General features: G+C 40.4%; 12 protein-coding genes and 1 pseudogene. 11 read left to right on the plus strand and 2 right to left on the minus strand.

The annotated features are described in order from the left end of the window. Positions 1–119: 119 nt before the first annotated feature. The 8 genes and pseudogenes from purD to FC85_RS09105 all read left to right on the plus strand — a co-directional run bounded on the left by purD (position 120) and on the right by FC85_RS09105 (position 8,133). A complete protein-coding gene (gene purD, locus FC85_RS09075) occupies positions 120–1,382 on the plus strand; it encodes a phosphoribosylamine--glycine ligase (protein WP_057865210.1) in 1,263 nt (420 codons plus the stop codon). A gap of 724 nt (positions 1,383–2,106) precedes the next feature. Beyond that, positions 2,107–3,582: a sucrose phosphorylase gene (gene gtfA / locus FC85_RS09080; protein WP_057865211.1), complete on the plus strand. Its 1,476-nt coding sequence runs from the start codon at positions 2,107–2,109 to the stop codon at positions 3,580–3,582. A 110-nt stretch (positions 3,583–3,692) separates the two neighbouring features. Then, positions 3,693–3,911: a thiazolylpeptide-type bacteriocin gene (locus tag FC85_RS15535; RefSeq protein ID WP_083485069.1), complete on the plus strand. Its 219-nt coding sequence runs from the start codon at positions 3,693–3,695 to the stop codon at positions 3,909–3,911. Positions 3,912–3,990: 79 nt separating this feature from the next. Further along, positions 3,991–4,674, plus strand: a complete 684-nt coding sequence (locus tag FC85_RS09085; RefSeq protein WP_057865212.1) for an ABC transporter ATP-binding protein — start codon at positions 3,991–3,993, stop codon at positions 4,672–4,674. Continuing rightward, positions 4,674–5,441 carry an ABC transporter permease gene (locus FC85_RS09090; protein ID WP_057865213.1) on the plus strand — a complete coding sequence of 256 codons (768 nt, stop codon included), beginning with the start codon at positions 4,674–4,676 and terminating at the stop codon, positions 5,439–5,441. The genes FC85_RS09085 and FC85_RS09090 overlap by 1 nt, the downstream gene beginning before the upstream one ends. A 516-nt stretch (positions 5,442–5,957) precedes the next feature. Further along, positions 5,958–6,230, plus strand: coding sequence for a hypothetical protein (locus tag FC85_RS15735; protein WP_157051286.1), 273 nt, complete (start codon positions 5,958–5,960; stop codon positions 6,228–6,230). A gap of 35 nt (positions 6,231–6,265) precedes the next feature. Beyond that, positions 6,266–7,012 (plus strand): annotated as a pseudogene (locus FC85_RS09100) (MFS transporter); the annotation flags it as partial. Positions 7,013–7,230: 218 nt separating this feature from the next. After that, positions 7,231–8,133 (plus strand): metallophosphoesterase, encoded by a 903-nt coding sequence (locus FC85_RS09105; protein WP_225427609.1) that lies wholly within the window; start codon positions 7,231–7,233, stop codon positions 8,131–8,133. 601 nt (positions 8,134–8,734) lie between these two features. Here the strand turns inward: FC85_RS09105 and nhaC are convergent. Then, positions 8,735–10,150, minus strand: coding sequence for a Na+/H+ antiporter NhaC (nhaC, locus tag FC85_RS09110; protein ID WP_057865217.1), 1,416 nt, complete (start codon positions 10,148–10,150; stop codon positions 8,735–8,737). A gap of 647 nt (positions 10,151–10,797) precedes the next feature. Between nhaC and FC85_RS09115 the strand changes: the two genes are divergently transcribed. The 3 genes from FC85_RS09115 to FC85_RS09125 all read left to right on the plus strand — a co-directional run bounded on the left by FC85_RS09115 (position 10,798) and on the right by FC85_RS09125 (position 15,073). Continuing rightward, a complete protein-coding gene (locus FC85_RS09115; protein WP_057865218.1) occupies positions 10,798–12,189 on the plus strand; it encodes an amino acid permease in 1,392 nt (463 codons plus the stop codon). Between the two features lie 238 nt (positions 12,190–12,427). Next, on the plus strand, positions 12,428–13,585 hold the full coding sequence (gene queG / locus FC85_RS09120; protein ID WP_057865219.1) for a tRNA epoxyqueuosine(34) reductase QueG: 1,158 nt from the start codon (positions 12,428–12,430) through the stop codon (positions 13,583–13,585). A gap of 624 nt (positions 13,586–14,209) precedes the next feature. Beyond that, positions 14,210–15,073: an NAD(P)-dependent oxidoreductase gene (locus FC85_RS09125; protein WP_057865220.1), complete on the plus strand. Its 864-nt coding sequence runs from the start codon at positions 14,210–14,212 to the stop codon at positions 15,071–15,073. A 564-nt stretch (positions 15,074–15,637) separates the two neighbouring features. Here the strand turns inward: FC85_RS09125 and FC85_RS09135 are convergent. Then, positions 15,638–16,879 (minus strand): MFS transporter, encoded by a 1,242-nt coding sequence (locus FC85_RS09135; protein WP_057865222.1) that lies wholly within the window; start codon positions 16,877–16,879, stop codon positions 15,638–15,640. Positions 16,880–16,907 lie beyond the last annotated feature (28 nt).

Genomic DNA, 16,907 nt, shown 5'->3' on the forward strand with positions numbered 1-16,907 from the left:
AGCTAGGTAGCCCAAAGCAATCAACAAGCAAAAAAATAACCAGTCGGGATAATGATGACGACATCTATCCCGACCGATACATAATTGTTACTAAACACAACTAGAAGGAGATTTTTACTATGGCAAACGTCCTCGTTATTGGATCCGGTGCCCGCGAACATGCAATTGCAGCAACTTTTACCAAAAGCCCACAAGTCGATCAGGTTTATTGTGCACCTGGCAATCCAGGGATGGCTAAGGATCAGATTATTAGTGTTGCCATTGATGAGCTTGAATTTGACAAATTAATTGATTTTGCAAAAAAACATCAGATAGATTTAACGTTTGTCGGACCAGAAGTGCCACTTTCAATGGGAATTGTTGATCATTTTGAGCAGGCCGGTCTGCGGGTATTCGGACCCGGTCAGGCTTCGGCATGTTTGGAAAGTGATAAGACGTTTGCCAAACGTTTTATGAGACGTAATGGGATCCCCACAGCTGATTTCGAAACGTTTAGTGATTATGATCAAGCGGTTCGGTATGCCGGTGATCAAAAGTTGCCGTTGGTAATCAAAGAAAACGGGTTAGCAGCTGGTAAAGGGGTCACAATTGTTAAGAATTCAGCGGATTTAAAACCGACAATCAAGAAAGCTTTGGATAAATCAGGTGAGGTTTTGGTAGAAGAATTTCTGACCGGTGAGGAATTTTCGCTGATGTTATTTGTCGGTGGCAAGCAACGGGTTATTTTCCCAATTTCACAGGATCACAAAAAAATTAACGAAGGCGAAACGGGACCCAATACTGGTGGCATGGGGGCATACTCGCCAGTTCCCCATATTACAGCTGCGATTCAACAAGAAACAATTAATGCAATTGTTAATCCGACAATGAACGGCTTGACTAAAGAGGGCTTGGAATTTGCTGGGGTGATTTATATTGGCTGCATGTTTACCGAAGCAGGGCCGAAAGTGATTGAATATAATGTTCGTTTAGGAGACCCGGAGACGCAGGTTTTACTGCCACAATTAAAGAGCGATTTTTATCAAGTTACTACGGATTTGATTAACCATAAGTTGCCGGATATGAAGTGGCAAAAGGGTGACTTTTACTTGGGAGTTGTTGTAGCAGCACCAGGTTATCCGACTTCGCCAAAGCAACACATCTTGTTACCAGAGTTGCCGGCAAATGCTTTCTATGCTGGCGTGATTGAAGAAAATGGTAGGTTATACAGTTCGGGTGGCCGAATCTTTACGATAGTTGATCATGCGGAAACTTTGAAGGCTGCTCAAAAGAAGGTAAATGATGAGCTTGCCCAAATTGATTTGAGCCAGTTCTACTATCGAAAAGATATTGGCTTCCGAGATTTGAATTATCGATCGGCGACGGAAATTAAATTGTCTTAGAACACAAAATCAAGCAGTTGAATTCCAGAATATAAGGCCCTTAGGCAATATTCCCTGGTTGGGGGAATGTCGTCTAAGGGCCTTATACGGCCAGAATCTTCCTAATATTTGCACATTTTTAACTTAACAATCGTTATATTTATTGATGCACCAACCTTGTATATAAAAGCAAGAGGCTCCTGTTGTAAGTTATTCCAAGTTGGCTTTTAAAACAATTAACGTCCTGTCAGCTTTTGAATTAAGTAAACAACCACCAGCGCCATCATCAAAAGAACAATATTTCCCCATGAGGAACCATGATATTGATCTGAAATATTGCCAATCATCATTCTTCGAACATGTTCGGCCATCAAGGTGATGGGGCCATTTTTTCTTTCTTCCGCTTCTTTTGTTGAGACACTAAGACCACTTCCTTAATTACGGATAAGTCATTCAGTTTGTTTAGATCATTTTTGCTGGAGACTTAAAGATCACTTTTAAACTAACATGATATATCTTTGCGTGCAAATAACAATCCTATCAAGCATGATGCGCGCAACAGTGAATATTATGACGATCATTAGGCGTTTTAGCTAACAACCCAAAAGTGATGAAAATGAAGCCTTTTTCTGTCCAACGATTGATATAATCAAGTGAATCGTGTAACATGGATTTGTGTAAAGGCTTACATCGACTAAAAATAAATCAATTAAACTGAGTTCGATCAGTTGCGGGAGCGATAAAAATGAAACCAACGAATCAAGTCATGTTAATTACGTATCCGGATAGTCTCGGAAAGAACCTGAAAGACTTAAGGCAGGTCTTAGAAACCAAATTTAAAGGTGCCATTGGTGGCGTTCACATCTTACCATTTTTCCCATCATCTGCCGATCGGGGATTTGCGCCGACTAACTATCGCAAAGTTGATCCCAGCTTTGGAAATTGGGATGATATCCATGAATTAGCGCAAAATTATTATTTAATGTTTGATTTCATGGTGAATCACCTTTCGAAAAAATCGATTTATTTTAAAGACTTTGTCAAAAATCATAATCAATCGCAGTATCGCGATATGTTTATCCGCTGGAATCAGTTTTGGCCAAAAGGTCGACCGACTCAAGCAGATATTGATCAAATCTATAAACGAAAGCCCCAAGCTCCAATTCAAGAGGTTGCGTTTGACGATGGGGAGGTTGAACCAGTATGGAATACATTTGGCGGTGATCAAATTGATCTGGATGTCACCAAGCCGGTTACCAAAGAATTTATTAAAGCAACCCTCCTTTTTCTGATGAATCAGGGAGCATCAATTATTCGTTTAGATGCGTTTGCGTACGCAATTAAAAAAATCGGTACTAACGATTTCTTTGTTGAACCGGAGATTTGGGAGTTATTGAATGAAATTAATGATATTACAAAGCCAAGTGGCGCGATGTTATTACCAGAGATTCACGAGAATTATCATATCGTTCGCAAATTAACGGACCATGGCTATTTTAGCTATGATTTTGCTTTGCCAATGGTAACGCTATATAGTTTGTATACTGGAAAGGGCGATCGATTGGCCAATTGGTTAAAGACAAGTCCGATGAAGCAGTTTACAACACTGGATACGCATGATGGCATTGGCGTTGTGGATGCCAAGGATATTTTATCGGATGATGAGATTGACGATACCAAGAATGAATTGTATCAAGTTGGGGCAAACGTTAAAAAAGTTTACTCGAGTTCGGCTTATCATAATTTAGATATTTATCAAATTAACACAACCTACTATTCAGCCTTGGGAGACAATGATCATGCCTACTTGATGGCTCGGGCAATTCAGGTGTTTGCCCCCGGTATTCCGATGGTTTACTATGTCGGGTTATTGGCCGGGAAAAATGATTTGGCGTTGCTGGAAGCGACAAAGGAAGGTCGAAATATCAATCGGCATTACTACTCAATGGCTGAAATTGACCAGGATATTCAGCGGCCGGTTGTCCAATCATTGTTGAAATTGCTTAGATTCAGAAATACCAGCGATGCTTTTTCACTATCAGGTGCAATTGAAGTTAAGCAGCCGGATGAAGATCGCATTATTGTGATTCGGAAGTCTGAGGATGGTCACCTTCAGGCCAAATTGGATGCTAACTTAAAATCCAAGGAATTTACGGTTGAGGAAAGCAAGCAACCCGGGGCTTGGCAACTGATTAGTTCATCTGACGAGTTGAATGAATAACGGGACGTTCCTGAAAGCCGTTCATGAAAATGTTTTTTAATTAAGTGAGATAATAATGGCCATAATGGCTTGTTATCTCACTTAATTGTTATTATACTAAACTTATCTTTATGTTAGAAAGAATCAAGACCAAAGATAAAGAATTAATTGATGACGAGGCCCAGGACAGCGAGAAAGCCATTGACAAATTATTTGATAATGTTGAGTTAATCGAAATTGACGAGGCAATTACTTTGTCAGAAAGTGCTGCATCAAGTGGAATTTCATCCTGTGATAGCTGCTCATGCTGTGCATCAACTTCATGTTGTAGTGTTCACATTCATATCTAAATTTTAAAACTTACTTTTTATTTGTCGTTCTGGTGACCAATTTTGGATTCACCAGACTTTTTGAAAGGAGTGACCATAATTGAAACTTAGCACTACTGGTTTAACAAAAACATACGGAAAAAATGTAGCTTTGAATGGTGTTTCTATTGACATTCCAAGTGGAGAAATTATTGGATTGGTTGGCCATAATGGATCTGGTAAAACCACCTTCTTAGAAATTTTAGCTGGATTAAAAAAGCCGACATCGGGGACTTTAAGTTATAAACCAAATAAGGATTTTAAACGAAAGTTGGGAGTTGTGTTACAAGAAAACGAATTTTATCCAGATGCAAAAGTTAAGGAGATACTAGAACTTTTTGGATCATTTTATTCAAAGCATGAATCAATAGACTCGGTATTAATAAAAACAAAAACAAAGAGATTTTCTAACGAGTATTATCGTAATTTATCCGGTGGAATGAAGCAACGTGTAAATATAGCAGTCGCATTATTAAATGCTCCAGATTTACTGATACTTGATGAACCAACTACTGGTCTCGATCCAATAGCTAGGCGGGATCTTTGGTCACTGATATCCTCAGTGGGGCACCGAACAACAACGATCGTTTCTTCACACTACATGGACGAAGTTGAAAGGAACTGTGATCAGTTGGTGATGCTAAAAAGAGGAAAAGTTCTTATGAATGATACTGTAAGCAATATTGTTAAACAGACAGGTAAAAGTTTAGAAGACATATACATAGAAAAGAATGAGGTGAGGTGATGACAGCAATAAGAAGTACACTTGTTCAACTAGTGATCGAGCTTAAGATGTATATACGGCAACCGCTTTATTTGCTTTTTAGTATTGTGATGCCATTGATGAGTTTTTTAATCTTTGGAAGTATGTATTCTAATATGACCTATGGAGGAATTGATTTTTTTACAGTTTATATACCAAGTTTTTTAATGCTTATTCTTTTTTCTTCTAGTGTATTTAGTGTCGGAAATCAGTTGATATCTGATAAGGAAAAGGGAATTTATAAACGTATTAGAGCTACTCCTATTAGTTTAGTGCGTTTTATCAGTGTAATCTTGATAAAAGCTACTATTATTGCAATGCTTGGATTTATGCTAATTATGATATCAGCAAGTGTTTGTTTTCATATCCCATTGGGGGTGAAAAAGATTCCATTTTTCTTTGTTTACGTCCTTTTTACCTTATTCGCGTTAATGCTTGGGATCATAATCGCCTTATTGGTTAAAAAAGTTAATACTTATACTATGGTTATGATGACACTTTTTTTCCCAATGTTCTTTTTGTCTGATGCGACGGTTCCTCTAACAATGATGCCTAAATGGATGCAGGAAGCTGCGCTATTTAATCCCTTATATCACGCGAATAGAATCTTACGTTATTTTTGGAATTACAAATTTCATATACTTTATAGAAATAATATCTGGGAGTCGTTTATGTTTTTATTCATTATATTTATGGCTTTATTTTGTTTACTACTGGTCAGATGGAAGGAGGCATATGATGAGTTTTAATGTATCCCATAACAATAATTAGGTCTCCGCTAGAAAATCAATTGGCGTCAGCAAACGAAGACGCCTGGTTATCGACAGTATTTAATAATTATAATAGTATGCGATTGAAATTTATTGAACTTTGTAATGCAAGTGCCGAAGAGAGAATTACAGGTCTTAGTGCGTTAGATAGTAATGAAATAGAACTTTCAGGTGGAGACTTGAAACAGGCACAACGATTCTGCAAAAAACGATCAGTTAACAACCCATTTCAATATCTTGCATCCTTTTAATCATGTAAGGGGGTGAAGGAAATCAATCAATTAAGCGGTTCTTTCATTCATAATCCACAAGCGATTTAGCATATCATTTCTAAGCTTTGGTCACCATCTCAATTAATTAAGGATGTGTTTAGAAATGTTAAAAAATCGTTCATTTGCTAAACTGCTTGTCGGGCAGTCAGCTGCTAATGTTGGGGATATTCTGTATACTATTTCAGTGATCAACTCAGTTTACACTTGAACTCACAATGCGTTTGTGACTTCGCTTATCCCCGTTTTGCTAACAGCATCAATGGTAATTTCCGGCCTTTTGACGCCGTTAATAACGAGTCGGTGGCGGCTAAACCAAGTCTTGGCTGTCAGTCAATTTGGTAAATTCCTATTATTGCTTTTCTTAGTCATGGTTTTTTCTATTCGGCTATCGGTTAACCGACTGATTTTGATTGATGTTGTTGTGATCATGATCGCACTACTGGATGGTTTGGCGGAACCGGTTAGTGCGGCGACTACGTTTCCGATGCCTATTTAGTTAAAGCAAACAGCCTTTTAGGTGGGGCGTATCAACTTCTCGGAATCGGCGGTTGGGCAATCGGAAGCACGTTGCTGGCGTTCTTTCAAATTGATCAATTGTTAATTTTTGGCGTGACTGTTGCCGCCGTTGCGTCTGGTTTGATGTTGGCATTGCCCAATGTGGATCAGCCGCTTCATCAGCAAGTCAGTTGGGATCAGTTCACAAGTGGTTGGAAAGTGATTAAAAATAGCCGATTGCTTCGGGTGGTTACGGCGATGGATTTATTGGAAACTGCCGCAAATACGGTGTGGGTTTCAGCAATTATCCTCGTTTTTGTCCACCAGGTGTTACAGGTCTCTTCCACGTGGTGGGGGTATATTAACGCCATATATATGCTTGGTGCATTTTTAGGCAGTTGGGGTTGTTATTTCCTTGCTAAAAGATTAGAACAGCATAAGATTCGAGTCATCAGTTGGGGAGCATTAATCAGTAGTGCTATTATGCTGTTGGTCGCTGTTAATCACCTGCCGATAGTGACGTTATTATTGGCAATGTTGTTTGGCGTTAGTTCAGCAATGAAGAATGTACCACAAACGACACTGGTTCAAAAAAATGTTTCAAATGATCAGTTGGTTGTTGTGTATGCGTTGCAAAATGTTTTATACACGGGAACTTATTCGCTTGCGACTTTAACAATTGGTTGGTTAAGCGATACGATCAGTGTTCAATTTGTGTTTCTGATTGCGGCGGGATTATTGTTTATCGTTGCAAGTCTGTCGCGGCGACTAACCAAGATTTAAGATAGACATAATTGATGTTCTGACGATTCATTTAATGGATGCCAAATAGTGATTATTAAAAAGATCTGCGACCTCTTTAAAAATGGGATTGCAGATTTTTTCATGGCATTATTACTGTTCGTGTGGATTTGTGACCGTTGTTTAAAAAAATGCTGATATGTAAGCGTTTTGTTAAAACTTGCCAGATTCTTTTGTAAAATGAGAAGAGACAAGATAATATGAAGACAAAAGCACGGAAACAATTAGTCATCAAAGGAAGGATCATAATGCGCGTTGGGTTTGTCTCTGATCTTCATACTGATTTTAATCGAAAATATGATTTTGCAGCAATTTTGCTGAAACTGGTGCAAGATCAGCAGCTTGATCAATTAGTAGTCATGGGCGATTCGGCAAACGGACTGACTCGAAATCTGAAATTTGATCAAGCACTTTCTAAAGTGTTACCGGTACCAATCCGGACTTTGGTCGGAAATCATGATGTTTATGTGGCCAATCCGCGGCAGCAATCAGTGGCGGAGGTCCAACGACAATCACGCCAAGCCTATTGTCAATTGGATCATTTGTCGACCTCGTTAACGCGTCATCCAATTGTGACACCGCATTGGATTATTACGGGGATTAATGGATGGTATGATTATACGTTTGCGAAGGGTTTTTCTGAATTCTTGGGTCCTAAATTAGCGACCAACTGGATTGCTAAACACGTTTGGCCAGATCAAATGTATATTAATCGAAACCAGATTAGTTATCGACGTGATCGAAATTGGGTCACCAATCAAATTTTTGCTTGGCAGCACCAAATTAACCAGATGCAAATTGGTTCAAAAAAGATACTGGTCGCAACACATATGTTACCAACGAAGCGATTGGCCCGCCAAATGCCAATTCCCGGATACGATCGGTTTATGTATCCGTTAGGCAGTGAACGGTATCGTCAAATCTTTGAGCAGAATCATGTGAGTGTGTCGATTAGTGGTCACTCTCATATGCCAAATCAAATCAGCTATCATGGGATTTCTTATCAAAACATCTCATTGGGATATGATTTTCAATGGCAAAATGCCGGCGATGCGTTGGGTGAATTAAAGCGGGTCATGTTTATTTTGGAGGACAACAAATGAAAAAGCTGGAAACCTGGTTATGTGATGTAGCGTTTGTGTTGGCACGGTATGCTGGAATTCATAGGAGGAGGCATTATTAAAACAGAGTGTGACAAGCAGCGGTTAGCTCCCAGAATATAAGCGGTCTAACCGAATATTCTGTTTTTGAATATTTGGTTAGACCGCTTATATGGCCGGGGGCTGCTGCTTGTCACACGTTTCTGCTCGGTAGCCGAAAGCAACGAATATTCTGTTTTTGAATATTTGGTTAGACCGCTTATATGGCCGGGGGCTGCTGCTTGTCACACGTTTCTGCTTGGTAGCCGAAAGCAACGAATATTCTGTTTTTGGATATTTGGTTAGACCGCTTAAATGGCCGGGACTGCTTATCACACGCTTGTTTTATGTGGCCAGGATTTGTTCCTTAGAGTGGAATACTATGTGTAGGATTAATATGGTCAGAATCCGAGGCCTATTGCGTATCTTAGTAACAAGAAACGCAATGGTGCGGAAAGCTAATCAAATATCCCATAACGCAACTCACCCCATATCCTTACTTTAATTAGGGATATGGGGTGAGTTGTGTTATATTTTAAAAACCAAATCCGGATTAAGAAACATTCTAATTTTGTACTGGCACGGTTTCTTTTCCTTTGGCATCTTCAGTAGCATTTAACTTCCGTAATCCGATTCCCGTAAAGCCACTTAAGAGTGAGAAGACAGGGCAGAGAAGACTGAAGAAGACAAATGGCAGGTACTGCATGGTTGGAACGCCCAACGTGTTGGCGATAAAGACACCACCGACACCCCAAGGAACCAAGTAATTCAGAACGGTACCGCCATCCTCTAGGACCCGGCCAAGAGCTGAACTGGCTAAGCCGCCGTTATTGAAGGCTTGTTTGAAAGCCCGACCTGGTAAGATAATTGATAGGAATTGTTCACCCACGAAAATGTTTACCCCAATGCAGGCACATAAAGCTGCCGTGATCAATTTGGCTGAATTATTCAGCTTAGTGGCGATTGGTGTCATTACGGTACTGATTAAACCAAAGTGAACGAGCAAACCACCAAGAGATAATGTTAATACAATCAGGGCAACGGTTGGCATCATACTAACAATGCCACCACGAGATAATAGTAAGTTGACTTCATGATTGCTGGTTTTTGCCACGAAGCCATTTGTGATGATATCGCTGGCCTTATTCATATTTAAACCGGTATTATTCATAAACATCATGGCAGCTGAAACAAAAATGTTGAGCAGCATGGTGGGGATGGCTGCCATTTTAAAGGCGGCACAGATGAATACCAGGGCGATCGGAATTAATGCAATAATTGAAATGTGAAAGTCATTATTCAATGCAGCGACCGTGGTGTTGATTTTTGCCATGTCAGCGTGATTGTGACCCATTCCCAGAACGGCAAATGCCACTGTTGAAATGGCTGCAGCTGGTAATGTCGACCATAAAATGGTTTTCATATGATCAAATAGATCCGTATCAACGACGGCGGCCGCTAAGTTATTAGTCTCGGATAATGGTGACAATTTATCGCCGAAAGTTCCTCCGGCAATGATGGCGCCGGCAACGAGGGCTGGGTTAAAGTTCATGGTTACGCCGATGCCGAAGAAAGCAATTCCGACGGTTGAAACGACTGTGAAGCAACTTCCAACCGCGGCGCCAACTAGGGAACAAACCAGAAAGACTGTTGGTAGGAACCATTGTGCGCTGATTGCCTTAAAGCCAATGACCATTAAAGTTGGAATTGTCCCGGCAGCAATCCAGGTACTGATCATTGCTCCAATTAAAATAAAAATAACAATTGGAATGATTCCTTTATCGATACCGTCCTTAATGCCGCCATTGATTTCATGCCAGTTAAATCCGCGCAGCTTTGCCCAAAAAATGGTGACGGTAATGGCTAGTAAAACTGGAACTTGTGGTGACAAGCCCAGGCCGATTACACCAGAACCCATAATTGCTAAGATGATAATTAGAACAATAATTGCTTCACTTAAAGATAATTTACTTTTCGTCATATTGATTAACCTCTTTTTGTTTTTTCGTGACTAATTGTTTTCATAAAGAGTGGCTATCAATATCGCGCTAAGCCCCCATTAGTTGATCGTTCCATGTTCAACATCCCTTTCTCTGGTAAATAAAAAATCGTCCCTATTGCATGTTCATATGCAATAGGGACGATTAGACTCTTTACCGTGGTACCACCCAACTTGTGTATTCAAAAAATACACCGCTCACTAGAAGATAATGGATTCTAGTTATTGACCATTGTCGAGAGTATTACGGTATTTCGTCTCCCTTATCCTGATTGGTTCGCAGCGACCACCAACTTCCTGACACCCAGATAAGGAACTACTTCATGTAATTCGACTTTAAATTATTAATTAGGAGTATAGAACGATGGGTGAGAAAAAGCAAGTAAAGTTGGTAATTAATTAACTGAGATTTCATTTAACCGGAAAGGATATTTTTCTAAAACGAATATGTTATTAAACCTGACATTTCGTTCATAAAAGACTCACATAATTAAATAAAATTATATAAAAACGATTTCATATGTAAAAATATCTAACACGAATTGAAAATGTGTGGTAGAATAATGACATTCCAATTAGAATTTAATTAGTAACTGTCTTATTTGCCCTTATTTTGTAGGAGGATGCTTATGAAATCAACTATTACCAAGAACCAAGATGGTACCATGCGAGCCTTAAGTAACAGGCATGTTCAGATGATTGCCATTGGTGGCACAATCGGAACAGGACTATTTTTGGGATCCGGAAGTACAATTAGTAAAACCGGCCCGTCCGTAATGTTGGTTTACCTAACATTGGGCTTGTTCTTCTTCTTTATGATGCGGGCAATCGGTGAGATGTTTTATTCCGATCCTTCCCAACACACGTTTGTTTCGTTCATTTCTCGATATTTAGGTCCGACAGTTGGTCATTTTAGCGGCTGGACTTATTGGATTGGCTTAGTCTTTGTTTGTATGGCAGAATTGACTGCGACGGCCACATATGTTAAATTCTGGTTTCCGAATTTTCCATCGTGGGTTGTTGAACTGATCTTTTTGGGAGTCTTGGCAAGTGTTAATTTAATTGCTGCCCGGTTGTTCGGGGAAGCTGAATTCTGGTTTGCAATGATTAAAATTATTGCGATCGTTGCCATGATTGTAACAGGTGTGTTCATGATGTTCAGCCATTCGGTTACGCCATTGGGCCACGCAACGATTACAAATGTTTTTCACAATTATACACTGTTCCCACACGGTGTCTTTAACTTTGTCTCGGCATTCCCAATGGTTTTCTTTGCCTTTCAGGGAATTGAATTTGTCAGCATCACAATTGGCGAAGCTAAATCACCACACACTGTAATTAAAAAAGCGGTTAACGAAACGTTAATTCGAATCTTACTATTCTATATTGGCGCATTGATTGTCATCATGGGTATTATCCCTTGGACATCATTAACGGCTGATAGTAGCCCGTTTGTTCAAGTGTTTAAGTTAGCTGGTTTTCCTGCAGCGGCTGCGGTAATTAACTTTGTGGTATTGACCTCGGCAGCTTCTTCACTAAATAGTTGTATTTTCTCAGCCGGCCGGCATTTCTACCAGTTGGCAACCGAAGTCCCAGAAAATAGTTGGATGCACAAAACGTTCGCCAAAATTTCCAAAAACGGCGTTCCTGCAGCCGCAATTATTTTCTCAGCAGCGTTGGTTTTGGTTACACCATTGATGAGTTTAACCACTGCGATTACGTCAGTCTTCACGATTGTAACAGGGGTTTCCAGTGATATGTACATTATTGTTTATACCTTGTCGATGCTGGCTCACAGAAAATATCGGGCATCAAGTGATTTCTTACCAGACGGCTTTAAGATGCCATGGTACAGCGTCACCAGTCCATTAACCATCGCGTTCTTCGCGGTTATCTTTGTCAGCTTATTCTTCATACCAGAAGATGTCATTGGGGCCGTTGGCGCAATTGTTTGGACATTGGTATTTGGCGGTGTCACTTATCTGCATCAGCGAAAATTGGTGCCAAACACACAGAGTTAATGTTAATCCCGAGTCAAAAATAATGGCTTGAACTTTATCTAATTTCAAATAATCCCTCTAAATTGGCGAGTGAGTATCTATTCGTTGGTTTAGAGGATTTTTTGGCTAGTTCAACAGCCACGATTGTGATAATATTCAAGAAGAATGGGATTGGGAATAACAAATGGTGACTAAATGAATCAATGTTTATCAAATTGATAAGCATTTGCCGATTCTAAACTTTCGAGGGGATGATCAAATGTCGATCTCAAAGCAACAAGTGATCGAACTAAGTCAACAAATCGGGATTGATAAAATTGGATTTACAACTGCCGATAATTTTGAATACTTGCGTGCCGGCCTTGAAGCTCAAAAGGCTGCGGGACACACAAGCGGTTTTGAACATCCCAATCTTGATGAGCGGCTAAATCCTGCTTTGACTTTTGATCATCCAAAGTCAATTATTGCTATTGCACTGGCTTACCCGAGTCGAATGAAAGAATCACCAGTTCGAACAAATTTAAAACGGGGGCAATTTGCGAGAGCTTCTTGGGGAATTGACTATCATCAAATTTTACGAGAAAAAATGACTTCCCTAATTAAACAACTCAAAGGCCTTGACGAGACTGCCAGATTCAAACCAATGGTTGACACTGGCGAGCTGGTTGATGTTGCGGTAGCCAATCGTGCTGGGCTCGGGTTTATTGGTAAGAATGGATTGTTGATTACTAAAGAATATGGCTCATTCGTTTATTTGGGAGAAATGATCACTAATCTTGAATTTGAGGCGGATACGCCAATTCCATGTCAGTGTGGCGATTGTACTCGTTGTATTGATGCTTGTCCGGTTCGGGCATTGTTGGGCAATGGTAAAATGAATGCCCAGCGGTGTTTGTCGTATCAGACGCAAACAAAGGGGCTAATGAGCGACTTTGCGCGTAAGAAGACTCGAAACGTTATTTATGGCTGTGATATCTGCCAGTTGGTTTGTCCGTTTAACCAAGGAAAAGATTTTCATTTGCACAAAGAAATGACACCTGATCCTGATAAGGTCCGACCGGAATTGTTGCCGATACTAAGTCTTTCCAATCACGATTTCAAGGCTGGATTTGGCCAAATGGCCGGCTCATGGCGTGGCAAGAAACCATTACAGCGGAATGCCATCATTGCTTTAGCAAACTTAAATGATCGTTCAGCCATCCCTAAATTGCGAGAGGTGATGGATGGAGATGTTCGACCGGTGATTCGGGCAACTGCCGCATATGCGCTGGGAAGATTGGCGAAGCCTGGTGATGAAGAGATATTGGGGGATTTACAATCTGCATATCAGAAAGAGCGGACTGAAAAATCTGATGCATTGATTTTACATGATTACCAAGTGGCAATTAATGCAGTTCAGCGGCAAAAAAATAGTTAGGGTGTGTCCTCAAACTATTTGGTCAACAAGAAAATGGTAATAATTTGAATAAAAGCCGAAAGGGAAATTACTATTTTATCCAACTACCATCTACCAGTGGTAGGTGGAACTAACCCTTTACATCGGCTTTACTGAACAACAAATTCCCGTCATTCTAAATTCTATTATCAGACAAGTAATTAACATTACTGACATTGCCCATCGCAAAATTGAGGAATCCTTCATTGTTTATGATGGTGAGAATCATGACGCGGTGGTCGGCCAGTGCAATAGGCGAGGAATAGTAACTCGATTAGAAACCATTGTTCATCACTTAATTCATAACGGTATTTTTCTATCGTGATCGCAAGCTTTTGTTTTTAGCCTATCAAATCGAACACGGTGAAAAAAATTTAACGTCTGTTGTCTGCAGACACTACCTAGTTATTTAGGATAATTGTTAGTGAGGTCTTAGGGCAAAGTGTTTGCCTAAGGCCTCTTTTCTCGGTATGCTGAAGTGGAAATGTAAGATCCGTGTGTTCCGATTGGTGCGCAATTGCGAGATATCTGATAGTTAAACTAACATAATAATGAGGAATGATAATCGAATCCACACTTGGGTCGTATTTAAAAGGGGAGATAACAATGACAAAAGTGACGTTTATTGGAATTGGTGATATGGGTTCTGAGATGATTACCCACTTACCAGATGCAGGTTATGATGTGACGGTCTGGGATCGGGATCCCAAAAAGCTGGCAAAGATTGATCAGCCGGACATTCATGTGGCAACTTCATTATCCGAGGCAGTCAAAGCTTCAAAAGTGGTGATCACGGCCGTTATGTCCGATGATGTATTGGCGTTACATGTTGGTGATGATCATCAGCCCGGAATCGTTAATTTCCTACAGCCGGGAAGTACTTTAATCGTTACGTCAACGCTTGATCCTGAAAAGATCTTTGCGGTTAACCGCGCACTTCCTAAGGACACGCACTTACTGGATGTGCCGATTATTGGTGGTGTTCGGTATGCGCGCGAGGCATCACTGGTTTTAATTGGTAGTGGGGACAAAGCAACTTTTGACAACGTACTACCGATCTTGAAGGTGTTTGGAACCGTTAAATACTTAGGTGCATTAGGTAACGGTGCTAAATTAAAGCTCATCACAAACGTTGGTATCATGGCAGCTGAGGCCGGAATCCGTGAGACCTTGGACTTGGCTGATGCGTATGACATTGATTATGATACCGTATTGGAACTAATGCGAATGGGGCCATTGAAGGCAGTGGTTAACCGGGCGCTGGATACAACTAATCCAAGACCATTAAAGGGATCGGTAGCTGATGAAGAGGAATTACTTACAGCAACTAAAGATTTAATTAAACTACCACTGGCTAAGGGTTCCCGTGATCGCTTGAGAGATGCCGTGGATGCGGTTGAGGGTGAAGCCCGATTTATCGATATCACGAATAAGAATACGGCGTTGGCAAAATATAAGAGTGCAAAATAAAGCGGTTAGGCTCCAGAATATAAGACACTTAACCCCCTATTCCGGTTTTCGGAATAGGGGGTTAAGTGTCTTATATGGCCGGAGGCTGCTTTACTTTTGCACGTTTTAGAAAGAATAGCATCGGTGTTTCCCAGTTTAGAAATAAGGGAAAACGACTTATATGGCCGGAGGCTGCTTTGCTTTTGCGCGTTTTAGAAAGAATAGCATCGGTGTTTCCCAGTTTAGAAATAAGGGAAAACGACTTATATGGCCGGAGAGTGCTTTACTTTTGCACGTTTTAGCAAGAATAAAATCGGTGTTTCCCAGTTTAGAAATAAGAGGAAACGACTTATATGGCTGGAGGCTGCTTTACTTTTGCACGTTTTAGCAAGAATAAAATCGGTGTTTCCCAGTTTAGAAATAAGGGAAAACGACTTATATGGCCGGGCGCTGCTTTACTTTTGCACGTTTTAGCAAAAATAAAATCGGTGTTTCCCAGTTGAGAAAAATCGTAAGCGGCAGTGTTACATAGTTAAAAAACATCGAAAAAATTTATATACTTCGGAATATTTCCAATCCGCATACCTATTCTTCGTTAGCATGTAATGTCAATTTTTTCATTCCGGGTAATGTAATCATTGTAATGAAACTGATGACGTAGAGAATTGATAAGAATGCCATAACCACTGTGATTGAGTAGTGATCCATTAGAATGCCGATAACAACTGATGAGAATCCACCAACAGCCCGACCGATATTAACGATGACGTTATTGGCAGTTGAGCGAATTTCAGTAGGATAAAGGCGACTGATAACGGCACCGTATCCGCCAAACATCCCATTTGAGAAGAAACCAACAATCGCACCAATGATCAACAATGAGATTGTATTATGAGCTAAGGTAATGGTGAAGACCATTGCGGCTGAAGCAAGTAGGAAAATACCGAATGCCCGCCGTGGGCCAAAGAAATCAAGGATTGAACCAAATGTGATCATGCCAAGGCTCATTCCGATAATTGTTGAAATCATCCATAATGATGATCCTGAAACGTTGAGTCCAAGTTGCTTTTGCACGATAATGGGTAACCAGTTCATTAAACCGAAGTATCCGGCAATTTGAACGGTTGTCATGATCATTAAAGCAAAACTTTGATAAGCTAATTTTGGTGAACTAAACATGAATTTGAAAACGGCACTGGTTGTAGAGCGTTTTTCTTCTTTCTTGGCTTCGACAAATTCGGTTGTTTCATGGAGATGCCGACGGATGAAATAAGTTAAAACCACTGGAACCAACCCAAGCAGGAAGAGTGCATGCCAGCCAAGTTGTGGAATGATAAAAGCAGCGGCAATGGCTGCCAGAATGGCACCAATTTGACCACCGATGGCAGCAACCGACGTCATCTTACCGATTTGGTTTTTGTGGAATGATTCGGCAATCAGCGAAATGCCAACGCCATATTCACCGCCGGCACCAATTCCGGCTAGAAACCGTAAGCCATAAATCAAGGTAATGTTGTTGGCAAATGCCATTGCAGCGGTTGCAAACGCGAAGATAAATATCGTATATGAGAATGTTTTTACTCGACCAAAGCGATCGCCGATTAAGCCGAATAAAATGCCGCCAAACAACATCCCTAAGTTTGTAATTGAGCCGATCAATCCGGCAGCACCACCGCTTAAGTGTAACTGACTAATCATTGAACTCATTGCAAACGATAAAAAAAGCACATCCATATTTTCAAGAGCGAAGCCAGAACTGGTAGAAGCAATAATCCATTTCTGATTCTTCGAAAAAGTATGACTGCGCGTTAAACTTGTATTTTCCATGTCGTATCCTCCAAAATGAATGCTCGCT

The sequence above is a fragment of the Lentilactobacillus diolivorans DSM 14421 genome (assembly GCF_001434255.1).
GTDB classification, from domain to species: domain Bacteria; phylum Bacillota; class Bacilli; order Lactobacillales; family Lactobacillaceae; genus Lentilactobacillus; species Lentilactobacillus diolivorans.